Raw genomic sequence first — 19,145 nt, 5'->3', positions numbered from 1 at the left:
GGAGTTTTAATTATGACAACTAATCCAGAAAATAATAAGTTTATAGAAAAAACAATAGAGGCTTTAGATATAAATGAGAAAGATCAAAGTCTTGGAATTAGAGGCTTTGAATTTGATAACTCAACATCTGAAAAAGATTGTGTTTTGGTGATTGGTCTAAACCCTGCAGGAGATGAAGAAGATGCTACAATTGAGGAAGATGACAGGACATATCTATATAGTTTAAAAAAGTCTATTAAAAGTAAATATGTTTATAATAAATACTATAAACCTATTTATGATTTAATGAATGATATTTTTGATAATAAAGCTAAATGGCATTGGTGTAATAAATCATGGGATATTTTAAGAAAAGAAATAGAACATTCTATTGAATATTTTAAGAACAAAAAAATTTTAGATGTGATACATGAAGAGTATTTAAACCACCAAAATAGGAAAGTATCAATCTATATTGGAGATATGTTCTACTATCATCAAACAAGTTCTAAAAAACTTCCACTTAAAAAATCAGTATCTTACCCTCAATACTGCAAAGAAATGTTGGAACTTCACATTGAATCTCTTATAGAAGCTGGTAAAAGTATAAAATTTGTATACATAAATAATTCACAAGTTTCTCAATGGTTGTGTGATAGTGATATAAAGACATTTACAGTTTTCGGGGATAGGAAAATTCCTGTATTCTTTGGTGGAATGGTTTCAGGTGGTAGAATGGATTTATTTTCAAAGAAAAGATTAGTTCATGAGATCCAAGATTATTTAAATAAACTTGAACCAAAAATCGAAAACTAATTAAAATTCTATGAGGAACCGAAGTTACATGAAAGAATATGTTTTAAGTTTGGAAAAAGAATTCTCTTTAATAGAAAATGGATTTAAAGAAGAAGAAAAAAGAGCTCTTGCTGACTATCAATCAAACGATAATGCGTATATCAAAGAATTAGCATTTTTAGCTTATAAATCCAATGTATATCAAGTTAGAATGTACGGTGTATTTCTTTTTGGATACTTATCAGAACAAGATGATATTTTAGCATTTATGCGAGATGAAGTTTCCAAAGATGATAATTGGAGAGTTCAGGAAGTATTGGCGAAGGCTTTTGATGAATTTTGTAAGCAAACAGGTTATGAAAAATCCCTTCCGATTATTGACGACTGGCTACAAAATAATAATCCAAATGTCAGAAGAGCTGTTACAGAAGGCTTGAGAATATGGACGAATAGACCATATTTCAAGGATAATCCGAGTGAAGCCGTTAGACGTATTGCAGCATTAAAAGAAGATTCCAGTGAATACGTTAGAAAATCAGTTGGCAATTCTTTGAGGGATATTAGCAAAAAATTTCCAGAGTTAATTAAAGAAGAACTTGATAGTTGGGATGTTAAGAGTAAAGAGATTCAACAAGTTTATAAGTTAGCAAGTAAATTTATTAAATGATAACTATAAAGTTGAAAAAATGGTAACTATAAAATATTTTCATTCTATAGTATAATTTTAAGCAACAACTCAGTCACTTTCGTTCTATAATATAGAAGTTTGCTATCACGACATGTTGAGGCAGTATCACTGCTTGTACGAGCTGAGTTATCAGTGAAGTAGAAGCAGATGTTCGGCTCATGCGACAAGGTGAGACCGAAGGTTGAGAAGGTGCCCTGAGGTATAGCTGTCGTAGAGTCAGGAGATTACGACGAAACGATACGGTAATAGCGAACCACTGAATGTGTAAGCTTGTTTGTGAAATGTGGATAATCGTTCAAAAATCAGAAGGACTAGAGATGTATATATTGGAATTGTATCAAAATCCTTCTTATAAAGATCTAGTCGCATTTGGGTCCTTAAAAGAAGGAAAAGAATTTGTATCTAAAATAACTGGATATACCCTAGAAAATGAAAATGATTTTGTTCAAGGTAATAAAGTAGAAATAACCAACATTTAGATGAAAGGTTTAGAGTAAACATGAGTCTCTTATTTGAAGAATTTAAAACCATTTGTTTCCATTTAAATCGAGTCGGAATTACACCGACACTGATGGGTTCTTTGGGATTGGAGTTTAGAACGAAAGAAAATTGGGGGCCGTCTGACATTGACATTCATGTGCCTGGTGACCCTAGAGGTTGGGAAGCACCTGATCATCTCAGAATTTATGACTGGGACAAGATAATGAAAGAGATGAAAGACTTAGGTTACGTCTTAATAGATATTCATGAGCATGAATTCCAAAAGGATAGAGTGAGTGTTGAATTTGGAAGTATCGATTCCTTACTTGATTTTGCAGGAGTTTCGGAATCGGATATAGAGCTTATTCACATTGAAGGCATCACTTTTCGTCTTCCAAGTCTGGAGCAGTATCTAAGTATTTACAAAGCTTCTTCTCAAGACTCCTATCGAAATGATCACAATAACAATAAGGATTTTAAAAAGATCGAGTGGCTGGAAAGACATTTGTAAATTATCATATGAAAAGTAGTAAGTTGTAAGACTGGCTACTATGTTATTTTTATCATCATTTTTATTGGTCATTTAATTTATACTATATTTGCGAGTACTAGAATTAGTAAAGAAAAGAATTTTAAATTTTAGATCAGTTTATCCATTATTGGAAGTAACGATTTTATAATTAGATGATTACTGTTAGAGAATTATCAATTGTAATTTTAAGTGGAGTTATGGATGTCGTTTCTTTTGGAAGTGGTGATAATCTTTCCGTTCCACAGTATCATTTTAAAATAATTTTCATTGCCTTTTGTTTATTAGTATAAAAGCAGAATATTACCACATGTTGAGGCCGTATCACTGCTTGTACGTGCTGAGTCATCAGTGAAGTAGAAGCAGTGATACGGCCCATGCGACAAGGTGAGACTGAAGGTCGAGAAGGTGCCCATGGGATAGCTGTCGTAGAGTAAGGAGTATACGACGAAACGATACGGTAACAGCGAACCGCTGAGTGCGTGTCTCTGCTCTTCCGATCTGAGACAGCGAAAAGTAGAAGGGGATGGTATTGATATCAATCAATGAGTAACAAAGTAACAGCATGATTCGAAACATTTGCTTGTAATTTGCGGAGGAACATCAATATGGATGGAATAACAAAAGATTCTATAAAAACGGCTAAACTAATGAAACAATTATGGCCCCAATTGACCGATAAAGAAGCTATTGATGAAGTAAAAAGATATACGAATGGCAAAAATACTGCAATCTTTACTGAAGTTGAAGGTGACACAATTGTAGGTCTAGCACTATGTTCACTCAGATTTGATTATGTTGAAGGCTGTAAATATAGTCCTGTTGGATTTTTAGAAGGGATTATTGTCGACGAGGAATATCGTTTAAGAGATATTGCTAAAAATCTTTGTACAAAATGTGAGGAATGGGCGAAAAATAAAGGATGTAAGGAATTTGCAAGTGACTGTACTTTAACGAATACGGATTCTATAAGATTTCATCTCAATATTGGATTTCAGGAGGCAAATAGAATTATTCATTTTAAGAAGAAATTATAATTTAGAAACATGAATAAACTTGTTAAACTTTATGTATCTTTAGAAAGTGTGTTAACTTGAAAGAACAAATTTTTTTGATGGGTGGGAATCCCCCAATAACGAAATATAGCATTGTTGATAAAATTGTATTATCAAGCAAGATTGAAAGAATTGTTATTTTTACAGTTTTTCGAGATAATTGGCAACCCTATATGAAAAAGTACACGGAAATTTTCCAAAGTCAATTTCCTAATCTAAACACTGATTATTTACTCTTGGACACTGAGCAGATTGATTTTGATAGCTATCTAGATGCTGATCTAATTATCATTGGTGGTGGAAATACGGAAAAGTATCTAGCTACTTATGTCAATCAGGAGTTCAAAAATTATATCGATCATATGCTTAATAAAGGGGCAAAAGTTATAGGGTTTTCTGCAGGAGCCCTATTATTAGGAGAAAAAGTCTATGTCTCACCTAATGATAATTCAGATCATCAGATAAAGAAAAAAAATGGATTAGGACTCTTTAGTCAGTTTTTAATTAGTGTCCATTATGATTCCTGGAATGATAAAGCTAATAAGGATAGAGCAGAAGAACTCGTCAGTGTTCCCATAATTCCACTAAATGATCATTCCTGTCTTGTATTGGATAGACTTGGAAACATTATTGAGAAAATTGACTAGTTTTAATCATGCGAATCTGAATCTACGAAACTAAAGTATTGACGAAATGAATAGTGAAAAGCCTTGATTGTAAGGCCTTTTTGCGTTTTTGTGATAGAATATAGGTAGTTATAATCGAGAGCAACTAAGAAGCAGAAAAAATATTATATATAGAATGATCAAAATAAGGAAGATAAGATGACAGAAATTGATAAAAGGAATTTAAGAAATTATCTTTATATTACATTTGGAATTACTTATATAGTTTGGGGTCTCCTTGCCTTATTTACACAATCTGATATTTTTGGATTAGAAACGATTATAGGTAGAATGTTACATATAGTTGGTGCACTTGGACCAGCTATTGCAAGTGGCTTTTATTTGAAAAGGAATAATATAAAATTTCAACATTTTGTATTTAGTAAGAAAGAAAATAGTAGTATTTATTTCATTATTCATTTGTTAGCAATTTTGATACTATTCTCTGTATCTTCCTTAGAATTAAACGGAGTATCAATTTATTTAATGCCACTATTCTTTATTCAATTAATTTTTTTTGGTGGTGGACATGAAGAATTAGGATGGAGAGGTATATTACAACCCTTACTTGATAAAAAATATACATATTGGCAATCTAATTTGATTGTAGGATCAATTTGGGGGATTTGGCATCTGCCTTTATGGTTTATAGTAGGAGAAAGTCATCAAGGATTTCCTTTTATTTTATTTTTTATATATACATTATTTTTAAGTTTTGTTTTAGGGCTTCTTTATCGTCAAACGAAATCTGTCGGTTACTGTATATTATTTCATGCGTTCGCAAATTTGTTAAATCTTTATTTTGTGTTGAAGATTAATCTTATTTTTATTATCATTTTTATTGTTTATTTAATCTATACTATCTTGGCGAGTAATAGAATTAGTAAGGAAAAAATCTTTTAAATTTTTGATCTGTTTAACTATTATCGAAAGTAACGATTGATGTATTTAGATCACAGCTTCTTTAAATAGATTAAACAAGGATGTATCTAGTGAAAGTCATACAGTAAGGAGTTTATATATGAAATTCCATGAATTTGGTGATAAGAATTTGCCTCCTATCTTACTGATACATGGCGGTGGCAGTTCTTGGTGGAATTATCTTCGTCAAGCACGGATATTATCAAAAGACTACCGTGTTATTCTACCCACTTTGAATGGCCACGGAGAAGAATATCAACTTGATTATGTTTCCACTGAAGATTCTGCTTTGGAAATCCTAGACTATATCAAAGTAAATTGTGGTGGGAAATTGTTTGCGATCGGTGGCGTTTCACTTGGTGGTCAAATTGCCATGGAGCTTTTGTCATTAGACAGCGAGATAGCTGAGAAGGCTATCATAGATGGAAGCCTCTGTATTCCTCAACCAAGGTTGGCTAAAATCAGCATCTTTCTAGTAGCTCTATTTGGTAAACTGATGTTCAGTAAATTCTCTTGTAAACTTCAATTAAGCATGATGACCAAACTCTATCATAAACTGGCTTATCCAGAGGAAATAAAAGCTTATTATTTGGAGGATTTGCCAAGGATACCTACCAAAACATTGGTGACCATTTACAAAACCTATATGGGACGTTACAAGCTGAAGGAGACGATTTCTGCTAGTAAGGCTCAGGTTCTGTATATCTATGGTGAAAAAGAATTGAACTGTGTGAAAGCTTCGGCGAAATTATTTCAGCAGCTACATCCAAATACAATTTTGTATGAAGCTAAGGGTTATAACCACGGCTATTTATCAGCATACCTGCCTCAAGAGTGGATTGACCTGGTGGTGCCATTTTTAAAGAGTGATTCATCGGAAATGTTTAATGAATCTGCTATGTCATAAGGAGGAAACGGATGCCAGGAGCAATAGTTCGAGACATTGTAGATTCTGTTTATGAATGGGACATCATTAAAACCAAGATCTTTCCATTATTCAGGGGAAACTGCTTTTTCACAGACGATACGGTTATGACCTGTGTTGTTGCTGGTAAAAACGTATAAACCTGTGAACGAAAGTGATTTAGAAAAGCCTTGTTCTCAAGGCTTTTTGTTATACCAAAAATTACAATCGAAAAGTAATTAATTTAAACGATAATATGGTTCATACAGATTATTAAATCTTGAACTCGAATAACTGTTATGGTATAATATAAACAGATAAAACAGAGATAACAGTTGGATAGTTAGGAGGATATGGAGTGTGAATATACAAATTAATAACTCAAATGATGATCCGATTTATTTGCAGATAAAAAATCAAATAAAGGCTCAGATTATTTCTGGAGAATTAAAGGTTGGCGAGCAATTGCCATCAATCAGATTTTTGGCAAAAGAACTTCGAGTGAGTATGATAACTGCTAAAAGAGCTTTTGATGAACTGGAACTTGATGGTTTCATTAATTCAGTCCAAGGTAAAGGTAATTTTGTTGCAGTTCAAAATAAAGAGCTTATTCGTGAAGAATATTTGAAACAAATTGAATCAAAGTTGCAAGATATTGTTGAGCTTTCAGCAATTGCAGGTATATCCGATAATGAGTTGGTAGAGATGTTTAGTAGTTACATGGAGGGGAAATATGAGTGATTATGCTATTGAAATCAAAAATTTGGTTAAAAAGTTTGACAGCTTTACATTAGGACCGATAGATTTGTCTATTCCTAAAGGGACTATCGTCGGATACATTGGTCAAAATGGAGCTGGTAAAAGTACAACTATAAAATTATTGTTAGGATTACTTAAGAAAGATTCAGGAGAAATTAAAATTTTAGGTTATGATAATCCTAACAATATTGAATTGAAAGATAAAATCGGAGTAGTGTTTGATGATTTATTAGTGCCAGAAGAGATGACACTTGTTGATTTGGAAAAATTTTGTTCCAGGGTTTATTCAAAGTGGGATAGAGATTTTTTTTATCAACTAAAAAAGAAATTTAATTTATCTGAAAAACAGGCTATTAAAAGTTATTCTCGTGGAATGAGAATGAAATTATCGATTGCAGTAGCTTTATCTCATAATGCAGAAATTCTTATATTGGATGAAGCTACGAGTGGTTTGGATCCGATAGTTAGGGAAGAAATTTTAGATTTTCTTCTTGACTTTATGCAAGATGAAAATCATACAATTTTAATATCGTCACATATCCTATCAGATTTAGAGAAGGTAGCAGATTATATTGCTTTTATCAATGATGGTAAAGTTCTTTTTGTTGAACCAAAGGATGAACTCAAGGAAAACTATGGTATCTGTACTTTATCTAATGAAGAGGTTAAAGATCTTAATGAGGAAGCCATAATTGGGAGAAGGATACACTCATTTGGACAAGAGTTACTTGTTAAAAGAAATCTTGTTCCGGATGAAATAAGATTACAAAAACCATCTATCGAAGATATTATGATTTATTTTGTGAAAGGAGATAAAAGGTAATGACTGCATTGATATTAAAAGATATAGCTACTTTAAAGAAAACACTACTATTATCGATCACTCTCTGTATCGCACTCGTTGTGTATGGGGTATATGAAAATGAAATTTTTATGATACCGCTTATTTGTACAACGATACCGTTAATTTTAACTGCTATCGCTTTTGGCTATGATACGAAATCGAAGTTTGAACAATTTGCCTTCTCAATGCCTATTAAAAAGAGTAGCTTTGTATTGAGTAAATTGTTTTTTGCATTTGTGTTTGGATTATTTGGTTCAGTATGTTTATTTCTTCAATTAGTGATTAAAAGTGAGATGGCGATAGATAATATCATATTTATCTCACTAATTACATTAGTTGCTAGTATTCTGATATCAGCTATTCAACTACCGTTTATCCTTAAATATGGTGCTGAAAAAGGTAGGCTGATTATGGTTTTAACCTACTTTATAGTATTTTCTCTATCTAGTCTTTTAAAAGCAAAATCAGATTTACTGACTAATGTTGTGGAGTTCTTCTTAAACAATTCGAGGGTAATGATCTTTCTTGGAATAGTCTTTGTCAGTATTGTTATCATAGGAATGGCTATAAAAATATCTATTTTAATTATGGAGAAAAAAGAATATTAGAGAAGTTGAGAGTGGATTATAAAAACTTAAAAGGAGGAATCTTATGCTCGGGGCAATAATTGGAGACATTGTTGGTTCTGTTTATGAATGGGACAATATTAAAACCAAGAATTTTCCTTTATTTCGTGAGGATTGTTTTTTTACTGATGATACAGTTATGACCTGTGCTGTTGCAGAAGCCATTATGAATGGCGGTCAGAAGGATAACTTTATTGACGCCATGAAGAAATATGGGAGGATGTATCCTGATGCAGGTTACGGTGCAAGATTTAGTAATTGGGTTGAGGGCAACGATCGAGAACCATATAATAGCTTTGGAAATGGTTCTGCCATGCGTGTTTCTCCTTGTGCTTGGGTCATGGATTGTAGTTTCTGTGCCAGAACAGGAGCCTGGCCGTCCAGAAGAGCTCTTGCACGACTTTCTGCAGAGGTGACTCATAACCATCCAGAGGGGATCAAAGGAGCTATGGCGACGTCTGATACTATATTTATGTGTCGTTATTACTTTGGAGGTTACTGTGGGGATTATGAACAACCAATCAATGATACCCCTATAGAGTGCAAGAGACGCATCAAGGAACACATAGAACAAGAGTATGGGTATAACCTTTCTCAATCACTAGATGAAATCCGTCCTAATTATCGGTTCAATGAAACCTGTCAGGATACAGTGCCTCAAGCCATCATTGCCTTTCTTGAAAGTACGAATTTTGAAGATGCTATTCGAAATGCGATTTCCCTTGGTGGGGATAGCGATACTCTTGCTGCCATCACAGGAAGTATAGCAGAGGCAGCTTATGGAATTCCTGATTGGATTAAGGAAAAGGTCTATACATATCTAGATGAGCCTTTAAAAGATGTGCTTAGACGGTGGGAGAAAGAAGTTTCAATATCATAATGGAGACTAGCCAGTCAATATCAAACTATGAAAGATAAGGTTAAGGAAGTTGAGCAAATCCTCGGGTAAAGAGTTATCGTCTTACGAGAAGAAAAGTTGGAAACAAACTTAACAAAGACATGAGCTTGACCACTGAAAAATAGCAAAGCGACGAGATAAGAAACAATCTCGTCGCTTTTTCTTTATTTAAAGTTAATGTTGCCATGGATTCATGTTGAACTATTCAGGTATTTATTATTCAAGAGGAGGATACAAGTCATTACTGCAATACAAGATACAAGAATTAGATACCACAGGTTTTCAAGACTAAAATCATTCTCTAGCATCAATCTGTATCCCCAATAAGCTGGGAAAACTCGCCCTAATATTTGGAGAAAATCGGGTAGTAAGCTAATAGGAAACATAATCCCCGAAAGCATAATTGAAGGTAAAAATACAAGTTGCGCTATCATGGTCAGCTTTGCTTGGTTTTTTAAAGTAAGCCCTAGTAAACTACCAATACATAATGACACAATCATGTAGATGGACAGTGCAAGAAAGAATAAGGGAAGTTGTGTCGGCAGACTTGCTTCAAATAAAATAGGGGCCAGTAGCAGGATTATAATGCAGGTCATCATCAGATGAACAAAGGCAGAGAGAAGTATGCTCACCAATCCTAAATAAATAGGGACACCATTAGCATTATAAATCTTTTTAATGTCGCTTCCATAAATTTCGACCAATGAAGATGGCAAGCCAAGAAAGGCTCCCATTGAGACACTCATGACTATCATAGATTGTATGAGCGTACTTCCCATTTCAGGCATAACAGAAGTAAAAATACCACCCATGATGAGAAAGAAAATAAGCGGTACAATATAGAAAGTAACCAAGAGAGATTTGCTTCGTATATCTAATTTCCACTGTAATACTAGACTATATAAATAAGAGTTCATTCTGATTACCTCCTTGCCATTTTTATGAAATGCTGTTCCAAGCTGCCACGATCAACCTTAATATCCAATATCTGAATTTTTTTCTGCTTACATTCATTCAATAATGAAATTAAGGTATCCTCAATATTGGTCGTTTCAAAATACTTCTCTGATTCTTGAGTCTTCAAATGGATATAATATCTTCTTCCAACCTTGTCTGTCAGTTCTGAAGGAGTGCCATAAAAGACAATCTTTCCACTGTTCAAGATAGCAATGCGGTCACATAAGGCCTCAACTTCAGCCATATCATGACTTGCCAAAACGATTGTTTTCCCTTGTGATTTGAGATTCCGTATTTGTTCGTGGAGGGCTAGTCTTGCTTCAACATCAAGTCCCGCTGTCGGTTCATCGAGGAAAATAATATCGGGATTTCCGATAAGAGCAAGGGCGAGATGTAGTCTTCTTTTTTGTCCTGTGGATAATTGCAGATATTGTGATTTCTCAATTTCTTTTATTCCAAGAGCCTTCAGCATGGCATTATCAATGCTTGTCTGATTCCATTTTGCAAAGAGCTTTATCGCCTCCATAGGTTTGATATGAGCTGGCAAAGAAGATGACTGCAGTTGAATTCCCATTTTGCCGTTTACAATAACAGTGCCTCCATCATATTTTCTCAGACCTTCAATACATTCAAGCGTTGTTGTTTTACCAGCTCCGTTCACACCGAGCAGAGCAGATATTTCTCCTTTTTCGATTTGAAGATCAAGACCTTTTAGGACCATCTTACTTCCGTATTTTTTCTCTAATCCACGAACCTCTATTGCGTATTTCATGCCTACACCTCCTCAAAGGGATTGGTTCCAAGTCTTGAAAAATAAACTTGCAAAGCGGGCTCTAAATATGAGTTAACGATTTTTTGCTTTTCCTCCCAAGCGTTAGTAGCGGTGTCAATATTACCGACTTCCATCAACTTCGGAAGCATAGTCATATCTCCATTTGTAAACTCCGTGATCAAGGTCCAGTATTCTTGTACAACCTGTTGGCATTGTTCGCTTTCAGCTGGTACATTTTCTTTCTGAAGCTCCACGATTTGATCACTTACACGGTTCAACCTATCCATAAAATCTTGTCCACTTTTCTTGTCAAATCGACTGCGTATCTGGTCGAGCGTATCATCATCAAAGCTTTTAATGAGAGAGTAGGAGTCATTCTTCATCTGTAGATTGACAATAATATCTGCATACTTTTTAAAGTCAACCGTCTGTATTTGTAAAACTTCAACTTTTAACTGCTCTATTTCTGATAATGAAGTCTGAAGTTGTGCTATTTTTTGGCGAATATCATCTGCTTGCTCTGTAAGAGCATTTGCAACTTCAGCTGGAGTTTTCAAAGAGTTCAAACGCCCCTTTATGTCCTTGAGAGAAAAACCAAGTGATTTCAAGGATATAATCTGATGAAGCATGATTAGATCTTTATCAGTATAAAGTCTACGTCCTCCCTCACTTTCTGCTGATGGGGAAAGCAATTCTTCTTTATCGTAGTATTGTAGAGTACGGACTGTAACTCCCATTTTCTTTGCGACTTCCCCAACTGTCATAAAACCTTCTGGAATTGCTCTGAATTTTGCCATCATTCTCACCTCCTAATATATATTATACATCATGACGTAAGGTCATGAGCAAGCGCTTTATAAAGATTATTGATAAAAGATTTATTCTAGTGATCTCGTTTACTTAATATAAATAAAAATGCTTGTGAAAACAGCTATTTAAAGGTGACAAAGAGGAGTTGAAAGAGAAGAAGCAAAACAATTACTTGCATTTAGTATATCTTTTTGCTTTGTTCAATGATTGGTGCTATAATGTAGTTAAAAAGTAAAGAAAATATAGGAGATATATGATGAACTCAACTTATATTATTGTATTTTTTCTTGTCCTTTGGCTCTTGCTTTTTGTTGGATTTATGATTGTATATAGCAATAGAAAGAAAAAAGCTGTTAGCTTTGTTAGTGATAATAGTGATAAAGCTATTGTTCATTTATACTGTTCAAAAACTAAAATTAATGGACGGAATCTTGCTGACTTTAATCCAATAACTGGAGAAAACCTAGAAAAGGTAGTTGCTTTAGTTCCAGGGAGATATACAATCGAGGGCGTTTATAAAACGACTGAGACTCGATTGAACAAAACGATCAATATCAAATCAGAAAATATCAGTATGGATCTTGACTTGGAGGCTGGGAACACCTATTCAATAGCTATGCACCTATACTCTCCTGAAGAAAGACAAGAGTATGAGAATGACAAAACTGATGAAGTTGTTTTGAGTGTTCCGTTAACCATTGTCGTGGGTAGTGATTTCATCAAAGCATACATTATTTGCTGCAAAGAAAAATGATTATCTAAGAGGCTGGGCTTAAGTTTGTTACTGGCCTCTTTTCTAAAATTAAGTCAAGCTATGAGCAGCATCATTTTGTCAAGTAGGCTTGCTAATTAATCCGAATTTGTGGGGGAGATAAATGTTATGAAAAAGAGTACCCATAATATATTAACTAAGATTCCTATATATGGAGTTTTATTAAAACGATCGAGTAAAGGTGAAATGAGGCTATGCAGTCCATTCCTTCAAGATTTGGCGGAAGAAGGGATTAGACCAATTGAAATTTATGAACTTCTAGAAGAAAAATATACTGGTGAAGTGGTAACGAGGGAAAGGTTTTATGAAGGTTATTATAAAATACTGAATTAAAGTTTAAGCAGGAGATTAAAAAAATTTAATGTCTTACTTTTAATTTTCAACAGAAGTATCACAGGCTGAGATAGTAATAACGTAAAAATGATGAGAATTAATAGAAACAGTTAAGATTAGAGGATGATAGATGCTTATATTGGAATTGTATCAAAATCATTATTCAAAAGATTTGGTTGCTTTTGATTCTTTAGAGGAGGGTAAAGCTTTTGTAGCTCAAATTCCTGGATACACTCTCGAAAAAGAAGATGGGTTTGAAGTGGAGTATGTAAATCCTAAACACTTGCCAGATTATATGGAAATTTTTTTTAACGGAAATATTGTACCCTTGTCTAGATTTTCGTTTGATTCTGAGGAAAATGTGGACATTATTTGGAAAGAGATTTCGAATATATCCGTTAAAAACGATCAAGTAATCGAAGGCTATTCAAAAATCGATGTCTATGTCGTTAATAACGATGAAGTGAAAGCCTATGTCAAAACCAGAGAAGCAAACTATCGCAAGGCGAAGGACTTCTTAAAATGCAATGGGTATGAAGTCGACAGAAGCTTTTTCGGAAGTGAAGACGGCGAAGCAATTCTCTACAGAAAACGCGGTGCCGAAGATTGGTACTTCTTGTGTCACCTTGATCCTTCGTTTGTAGAGATTGAAGATGTAGAAGGATATGTGAAAGAAGCGGTGGATGATATTCAATAGTTAATCAAAGTTTCTTGTTAGTGTGTAATATTACTTGTGCGATCTTAGTCAGTCAATAATAAAATAATATGTTTTAAGAAAAAATTATAATTTAGAAACGTGAATAAACTTGTGTTAACTTTATGTATCTTTAGAAGGTGTGAAAGATTGGATGAACAAATTTTTTTGATGGGTGGAAATCCGCCGATAAAAAACCATACGATTGTTAATAAAATTGTGTCATCAAGCAAGATTGGAAGAATTGTCATTTTTACAGTTTTTCGAGAAAATTGGGAACCGTACATGAAAAAGTACACGGAAGTTTTTCAAAGTCATTTTCCTAACCTAAACACTGCTTACTTGCTCTTGGACACTGAGCAGATTGATTTTGATAGCTATCTAGATGCTGATCTAATTATTATCGGTGGTGGGAATACGGAAAAATATATAGCTACTTATGTAAATCAGGAGTTCAAAAATTATATCGTTCATATGCTTAATAAAGGGGCAAAAGTTATAGGGTTTTCTGCAGGAGCCCTATTATTAGGAGAAAAAGTCTATGTCTCACCTAATGATAATTCAGATCATCAGATAAAAATAAAAAATGGATTAGGACTCTTTGGTCGGTTTTTAATTAGTGTCCATTATGATTCCTGGAATGATAAAGCTAATAAGGATAGAGCTGAAGAACTCGTTAATATTCCCATAATTCCACTAAATGATCATTCCTGTCTTGTATTGGATAAACTTGGAAATATCATGGAGAAAATTGACTAGTTTTCATTATCTAAATCTTGCTCTAGGAAATTAAAGTGTAGCCGAACTGGATAGATTACTAGTGAAAACTGCAAAAAGAGTTGTGAAATGAATCGGAGAGTGTTTAATGGATTTTAGTAGTAAGATAGCCATATATAAAGGCTGGTCAGATGATAAAAAATATTGTGTGACAGATCAATATCAGCAAAAATATTTCTTGCGTGTTTCTGATAAGGAGAAGTTAGATTCTAAAAAATTTGAATTTGATATGATTGAGAAAGTAGCTTCTCTTGCAGTTCCGATGTGTAAACCAATTAGCATTGAACTCCGCGATGACGAAGTACATTCTTTACACGAATGGATAGACGGGAAAGATGCAAGAGAAACCATTTTAACTTATTCGAAAGAACAACAATACACTTATGGACTAGAAGCAGGAAGAATCCTTCAAAAAATTCATTCACTCCCTATAACAGAAGTTCGTGAAGATTGGGAGGTCTTTTATAATCGAAAAATTGATGACAAAATCTCCAAATACAAAGAATGTCCCGTTCAATATGAAAATGGTCAGATCTTTATTGATTTTTTAAATGCAAATCGAGAATTGTTGAAAGATAGACCTCAGGTTTTCCAACATGGAGATTATCATATAGGGAATTTCATGATTGGTGAAGATCGTAAAATTTATATCATTGACTTTGATCGATTTGATATTGGAGATCCTTGGGAGGAATTCAATCGTATTGTATGGTCTGCTCAAGTCTCTCCCTCTTTTGCGTCTGGTATGATAGATGGATATTTTGATCATAAGGTTCCGGTTTTATTTTGGAAACTTCTCGCTATCTATATTCTAAATAACTTAGTTGGATCACTTCCTTGGGCTGTACCTTACGGACCTGAAGAAATATCAGTAATGCAAAATCAAGCTAAGGAAATTTTAGAATGGTATGATGATATGAAGCGAATCATTCCTAGTTGGTACTTGAACAAGAAGAAGACTGAATAATATAAACGTTGGAATATCAATTTTGGAAAAATCAGATTACGATTACTTGATAATCTTATTTCGAATCTAAATCGCTATAAACACATATCTTATCTTGGATAAACTTGGAAACATCATAGAGAAAATTGACTAGTTTTTATCATGCAAATTGGGATCTATAAAATCAAAGTATGATGAATATGATTTATTGATTAAAGTTTCATTCAACGAATATTAAATGATTAGAGAGGGAAATCCATGCTAAAATCCAATAAATGGCTATACATCGCTATTTTGTCCCCCTTTCTGCTTGTGAGTTTGCCCTTTTTTATCAATGGGAATTTAAGTAATGGTAATCTTCTATATAGCAACAATTCTAAGTTAATTCTTGATCATGAAGACTCAATCAAGAGTGAAATTATGACACATTTGAATGATAACGGAAAATCCGTAAAGTCTGTGAAGATTTTACCGAATACTGCTCGAGGAGGCTATGATGATAGTGGTGATATGGGTGGTCATTATCATATTTACTTTTCAGCCTATGTCAATGATAATCCCAAGCAGTCCTTAAATGTCGAACTGTATTTTCCAGATGCAAGTATTCATGCTTTTACCGTTGTCCACCCCAATCCCTTTAAAGATAAAAAGAAGATGAAGCGATGGTTTATAGGTGATATTAAAATATCAGATGATCCTTCCTGGGATGGGAAGTAATAAATAATTGATACTATCATGTGGTAGTAGTATCCTTGCTGTCAGAGAAAAGGTAGTTATAGTATTTTAAAGAAGGTCTATCATGAAAATGGAAATCGGGAAAACCTATCTTGTAAAAAAAGATATTTTTGGTTTAAAAAAATATGAACTTTGGACCTTAGTTGACAAGGGTTATCAGGCTTATTTTGGTGAACATAATTTCGTCTTTGTCAATGATGAGAAAGTGAAGGTATTTGCAGTTTTACAAGATAGTTCAGAAGAAGATATACAAATTTACCATTATATGGATGACTATTTTGAAGAAGTCTCTCATGAAAATTTTTAAAAATGTGAGATGAAAGTTGTATCTGTGAGTTTTAGATTTTGCTTAGCCCCCATCTATCACTACCAAGTACAGGGAATTAATTTTGGAATAGACGTTCTTACAGAGGCATTTCCGATTATTAAAAAAATTAGACTGAAACCAAGGTAAAGGCCCACTGCTTCAGTCTTTTTTTCTGTTTATGTAGTATAATAAAAGGTGTAGGGATTCAATTTTTTAATAGGATTATTCTAAGAACGAAGCTCCAATTAGAAAGAGGAGAAACATGAAGCAATCACTTGAATATTTAAAAGAAAAAATCACCGATAAGATGTCCTTGGAGGATATGGTAACTATCTTTGAAGACTTGTGTCGTGAGCCTATTGGTGATGAAATGATTTTGTTTGAAGTAGGGACATTTACCAGTATATCTGATAAACCCTTGTTTCAACTTTCATTAGTAAGACAAGCTCCAAATGAAGATGAAGAGTTTTATCAAGTTCACCTTGATATTTTCTATGAAGCTAGTCGTGAGAATCAAATCTTTAGTGAATCAACTTGGGATGAGGATTTAGAGGAAAATATTTTTGACTACATTAGAAATTCAGAAGTATTTGCCTATGCTAAAGAGCAGGAATACCTAGCAGTCAAAATGTATCTTGAAGAAACTTAAGAAGGTGAGTAAAGGAAAGAAATCTGGTGTTGGAAAATGAACATTCTTGATCTTAATTCTAATCAGAAAGAGACGATATTGTTAATCCACCCGATGTTATCATCTGCTCAAGGAATGAAGTCTCTCATTGCAGATCAGATGGGGCAAGAGTTTAGATATATCATTCCGGATTTGTCTGCGCATGGGCAATCAGCTTCGGATACTTACGAGTCAGCTCTTAAGGAAAGTCAGATGATCTATGATTATCTAAAGGTCCATCAGATAAAAGACTTGAGTTTAGCCTTTGGTGCATCCTTGGGTGGAGTTGTGTTACTGCAATTATTGAATCATAAGGATATCAGGTTTGGGAAACTTGTTTTTGAAGGGGTTAGTTTATGGACAAATGCGCCTTTGCTAGATATATTTACTAGGTATTTATTGTTAATAAAGCATAGAAAAGCTTTGCGAAATAGAGATATAGCTGTTCATAAGATGGTTTCACTTTATGGAGAAAAAGGAGAGATGATGGCGGATTCTTTCATTGCTATGGATGAAGAAAGCATCAAACATATTTCTCATGATTGTGCATTTGTGGCCTTGCCTAACCTCACGCCAGAGGAACAAAAAAGCTGTGTTTTCTTTTATGGTTCAAAAGAATTCGACTTGATAGCTGCTAAAAAAGTTCTTCCAAAAAAGTATCCTCATGCCACATTTCACAATTGGCAAGGATATGACCACTGTCGCAAGATCACTGAAAATCCGGTAGTTTACTCCAAGATCCTGCGAGATGAAATGTTAACTAATGCTACAGTATTAGAACCTAGAACCCACAAAAAAGAACTATATGGAAGACCATAGAAATGAGTGAAAATAGATTGATGCAAGAGCCTGTATGACCTTAACTTTATCTAAAATCTGCTAAAATAGTTGCTCGCCAAAAGTGCTTGCAACTTCAAACATATTTAGAAAGATAAATTGATGAAAAAAAACAATCGACTGATAAAAATTGGTCTTTGCTCAACGTTTCTTTTGACCTTAGTTGCTTGTAATCAAGCTCAAAAGTCGAGTGATGGAACTACTGAAACTTCAGTAACTCAAACAAAGTCTGCTCAAGTTTCTTGGAAGGCTAGCTATACCAATATGAACAGTCAACCAAGTGCAGAAGAAGTTCGGAAAGCCTTGGCTGCACATTTGGATAAAGACAGTGTGGATGCATTTTTCAATCTTGTCAACGATTATAACAATACTGTCGGTTCAGTTGGATTAACTGGAGATTTTTCTACCTTTACCAAAACAGACTATGATGTTGAAAAGATAAGCAATCTTTGGGCACCGAAGAAAGGTGATTTTGTTGGTACCAACTGTCGTATTAACAGTTATTGTTTATTGAAAAATTCTATCGAAATCCCTAAGTTAGAGAAAGATGATTCCCTCTTGTTTGTCGATAATGATGCCATTGATAAGGGAAAAGTCTTTGGTACGGAAGACAAGGATGCTTTTGATATTGTATTCTCAAGAGTCAAGACCGAAGCAACGACAGATGTTAAGGTGCATGCTGCTAAGATGGAACAGTTCCTTTCTCAATTCAAGTTTAATGAAAATGCTCGAATGCTGTCTGTTGTAGTTCATGATGACTTGGATGGTCATTCCCTCTTTATCGGCCATGTCGGGATACTTGTACCAAGCGAGGATGGTTATCTCTTTGTCGAAAAGTTAACCTTTGAGGAGCCTTATCAAGCCATAAAATTTGCGACCAAGGAAGATTGCTACAAATATCTAGATACAAAATACGAAAACTATACAGGTGAAGGTCTAGCGAAGCCATTTATCATGGATAATGATAAGTGGGTTCAATTCTAAAAATAGGATGATTTGCCTAAAGAGTGGGATAAGAAGTTACTAACAGAATGATAGTTAAATTGATATGATTAGAGGATAGCAAGCATGGATGAACATACATTAAGAGTTGTAAAAATTGATACAGAAGCCATTTTTGAGCTGCTCTACGAAACTTTTATAGCGCAAGAACAAGAACTACTGGATCTGTCGCCAGTAGATGTTATCAATGATTGTGCTATGGATTGGGAAAAGGGAGAGTTTATCTTTGCAGCACACCTTCAGGAAAATAGTCTGGGAGAATTTAATCCTCTTCCCAAAGATATTGATATTCAAGAGTTGCTGAAAAAACTACCTGTTACAACAGATTCCGTTCTTGGGCAAGAGAGGATTTATAGAGATTTTTCATTCGACCAATTAAAAAAATAGTATAAT

The 19,145-nt window shown here is 34.0% G+C and carries 26 protein-coding genes and 1 pseudogene; 24 read left to right on the top strand and 3 right to left on the bottom strand.

Going from position 1 to position 19,145, the window contains the following annotated elements:
- The first annotated feature begins 12 nt into the window (after positions 1–12).
- From TZ96_RS04065 to TZ96_RS04010, 13 genes and pseudogenes are all read left to right on the top strand, one after another.
- The gene (locus tag TZ96_RS04065; RefSeq protein WP_045763008.1) at positions 13–795 is read left to right on the top strand and encodes a hypothetical protein; all 783 of its coding nucleotides are present in this window, start codon (positions 13–15) and stop codon (positions 793–795) included.
- A 28-nt stretch (positions 796–823) separates the two neighbouring features.
- Entirely contained in the window at positions 824–1,441 is a 618-nt protein-coding gene (locus tag TZ96_RS04060) for a DNA alkylation repair protein (RefSeq protein ID WP_045763007.1), read from the top strand.
- A 302-nt stretch (positions 1,442–1,743) separates the two neighbouring features.
- Positions 1,744–1,941, top strand: coding sequence for a hypothetical protein (locus TZ96_RS10770; protein ID WP_045763006.1), 198 nt, complete (start codon positions 1,744–1,746; stop codon positions 1,939–1,941).
- A gap of 20 nt (positions 1,942–1,961) precedes the next feature.
- Positions 1,962–2,453, top strand: coding sequence for a nucleotidyltransferase (locus TZ96_RS04050; RefSeq protein WP_045763005.1), 492 nt, complete (start codon positions 1,962–1,964; stop codon positions 2,451–2,453).
- A gap of 626 nt (positions 2,454–3,079) precedes the next feature.
- A complete protein-coding gene (gene aac(6') / locus TZ96_RS04045) occupies positions 3,080–3,508 on the top strand; it encodes an aminoglycoside 6'-N-acetyltransferase (RefSeq protein WP_045763004.1) in 429 nt (142 codons plus the stop codon).
- A 56-nt stretch (positions 3,509–3,564) separates the two neighbouring features.
- Positions 3,565–4,173, top strand: a complete 609-nt coding sequence (locus TZ96_RS04040) for a Type 1 glutamine amidotransferase-like domain-containing protein (RefSeq protein ID WP_045763003.1) — start codon at positions 3,565–3,567, stop codon at positions 4,171–4,173.
- 177 nt (positions 4,174–4,350) lie between these two features.
- Positions 4,351–5,094: a CPBP family intramembrane glutamic endopeptidase gene (locus TZ96_RS04035; protein WP_045763002.1), complete on the top strand. Its 744-nt coding sequence runs from the start codon at positions 4,351–4,353 to the stop codon at positions 5,092–5,094.
- A 118-nt stretch (positions 5,095–5,212) separates the two neighbouring features.
- Positions 5,213–6,019, top strand: coding sequence for an alpha/beta fold hydrolase (locus TZ96_RS04030; protein ID WP_045763001.1), 807 nt, complete (start codon positions 5,213–5,215; stop codon positions 6,017–6,019).
- Between the two features lie 11 nt (positions 6,020–6,030).
- Positions 6,031–6,162, top strand: a pseudogene (locus TZ96_RS10430) (ADP-ribosylglycohydrolase family protein); the annotation flags it as partial.
- Between the two features lie 214 nt (positions 6,163–6,376).
- Positions 6,377–6,757 carry a GntR family transcriptional regulator gene (locus TZ96_RS04025; protein ID WP_045763000.1) on the top strand — a complete coding sequence of 127 codons (381 nt, stop codon included), beginning with the start codon at positions 6,377–6,379 and terminating at the stop codon, positions 6,755–6,757.
- Positions 6,750–7,598, top strand: a complete 849-nt coding sequence (locus tag TZ96_RS04020) for an ABC transporter ATP-binding protein (protein WP_045762999.1) — start codon at positions 6,750–6,752, stop codon at positions 7,596–7,598. The genes TZ96_RS04025 and TZ96_RS04020 overlap by 8 nt, the downstream gene beginning before the upstream one ends.
- On the top strand, positions 7,598–8,227 hold the full coding sequence (locus tag TZ96_RS04015; RefSeq protein WP_045762998.1) for an ABC-2 transporter permease: 630 nt from the start codon (positions 7,598–7,600) through the stop codon (positions 8,225–8,227). Before TZ96_RS04020 ends, TZ96_RS04015 begins: the two co-directional genes overlap by 1 nt.
- A 43-nt stretch (positions 8,228–8,270) precedes the next feature.
- Positions 8,271–9,125: an ADP-ribosylglycohydrolase family protein gene (locus TZ96_RS04010; RefSeq protein ID WP_045762997.1), complete on the top strand. Its 855-nt coding sequence runs from the start codon at positions 8,271–8,273 to the stop codon at positions 9,123–9,125.
- Between the two features lie 209 nt (positions 9,126–9,334).
- Here the strand turns inward: TZ96_RS04010 and TZ96_RS04005 are convergent, their stop codons facing one another.
- From TZ96_RS04005 to TZ96_RS03995, 3 genes are read right to left on the bottom strand one after another with little or no spacing between them, the layout of a single operon-like run.
- Positions 9,335–10,060 (bottom strand): ABC transporter permease, encoded by a 726-nt coding sequence (locus TZ96_RS04005; protein WP_045762996.1) that lies wholly within the window; start codon positions 10,058–10,060, stop codon positions 9,335–9,337.
- Between the two features lie 5 nt (positions 10,061–10,065).
- A complete protein-coding gene (locus TZ96_RS04000) occupies positions 10,066–10,872 on the bottom strand; it encodes an ABC transporter ATP-binding protein (protein WP_045762995.1) in 807 nt (268 codons plus the stop codon).
- 2 nt (positions 10,873–10,874) lie between these two features.
- Complete coding sequence (locus TZ96_RS03995; RefSeq protein WP_431305818.1) at positions 10,875–11,669, bottom strand: MerR family transcriptional regulator; 795 nt, start codon at positions 11,667–11,669, stop codon at positions 10,875–10,877.
- A 269-nt stretch (positions 11,670–11,938) separates the two neighbouring features.
- On the opposite strand from TZ96_RS03995, the gene TZ96_RS03990 reads away from it, so the two are divergent.
- The 11 genes from TZ96_RS03990 to TZ96_RS03940 all read left to right on the top strand — a co-directional run bounded on the left by TZ96_RS03990 (position 11,939) and on the right by TZ96_RS03940 (position 19,139).
- A complete protein-coding gene (locus tag TZ96_RS03990) occupies positions 11,939–12,436 on the top strand; it encodes a hypothetical protein (protein ID WP_045762993.1) in 498 nt (165 codons plus the stop codon).
- A gap of 126 nt (positions 12,437–12,562) precedes the next feature.
- Positions 12,563–12,787 carry a hypothetical protein gene (locus TZ96_RS03985; RefSeq protein ID WP_045762992.1) on the top strand — a complete coding sequence of 75 codons (225 nt, stop codon included), beginning with the start codon at positions 12,563–12,565 and terminating at the stop codon, positions 12,785–12,787.
- Between the two features lie 130 nt (positions 12,788–12,917).
- Complete coding sequence (locus TZ96_RS03980; protein WP_045762991.1) at positions 12,918–13,484, top strand: hypothetical protein; 567 nt, start codon at positions 12,918–12,920, stop codon at positions 13,482–13,484.
- 147 nt (positions 13,485–13,631) lie between these two features.
- A complete protein-coding gene (locus TZ96_RS03975; RefSeq protein ID WP_045762990.1) occupies positions 13,632–14,240 on the top strand; it encodes a Type 1 glutamine amidotransferase-like domain-containing protein in 609 nt (202 codons plus the stop codon).
- A gap of 106 nt (positions 14,241–14,346) precedes the next feature.
- Positions 14,347–15,225, top strand: a complete 879-nt coding sequence (locus TZ96_RS03970) for an aminoglycoside phosphotransferase family protein (protein WP_045762989.1) — start codon at positions 14,347–14,349, stop codon at positions 15,223–15,225.
- Positions 15,226–15,462: 237 nt separating this feature from the next.
- Positions 15,463–15,921 (top strand): hypothetical protein, encoded by a 459-nt coding sequence (locus TZ96_RS03965; protein WP_045762988.1) that lies wholly within the window; start codon positions 15,463–15,465, stop codon positions 15,919–15,921.
- A gap of 82 nt (positions 15,922–16,003) precedes the next feature.
- On the top strand, positions 16,004–16,246 hold the full coding sequence (locus TZ96_RS03960; protein ID WP_045762987.1) for a hypothetical protein: 243 nt from the start codon (positions 16,004–16,006) through the stop codon (positions 16,244–16,246).
- A gap of 262 nt (positions 16,247–16,508) precedes the next feature.
- A complete protein-coding gene (locus tag TZ96_RS03955; protein WP_045762986.1) occupies positions 16,509–16,895 on the top strand; it encodes a hypothetical protein in 387 nt (128 codons plus the stop codon).
- 36 nt (positions 16,896–16,931) lie between these two features.
- Positions 16,932–17,732, top strand: coding sequence for an alpha/beta hydrolase (locus TZ96_RS03950; protein WP_045762985.1), 801 nt, complete (start codon positions 16,932–16,934; stop codon positions 17,730–17,732).
- A gap of 120 nt (positions 17,733–17,852) precedes the next feature.
- The gene (locus TZ96_RS03945) at positions 17,853–18,734 is read left to right on the top strand and encodes a DUF4300 family protein (RefSeq protein WP_045762984.1); all 882 of its coding nucleotides are present in this window, start codon (positions 17,853–17,855) and stop codon (positions 18,732–18,734) included.
- A gap of 84 nt (positions 18,735–18,818) precedes the next feature.
- Positions 18,819–19,139 (top strand): hypothetical protein, encoded by a 321-nt coding sequence (locus tag TZ96_RS03940; protein ID WP_045762983.1) that lies wholly within the window; start codon positions 18,819–18,821, stop codon positions 19,137–19,139.
- Positions 19,140–19,145: the final 6 nt, after the last annotated feature.

The organism is Streptococcus infantis (assembly GCF_000963255.1).
Lineage (GTDB): Bacteria > Bacillota > Bacilli > Lactobacillales > Streptococcaceae > Streptococcus > Streptococcus nidrosiense.
The sequence above is the reverse complement of the archived record's forward strand: the minus strand, read 5'-3'. Positions and strand labels throughout refer to the sequence as shown.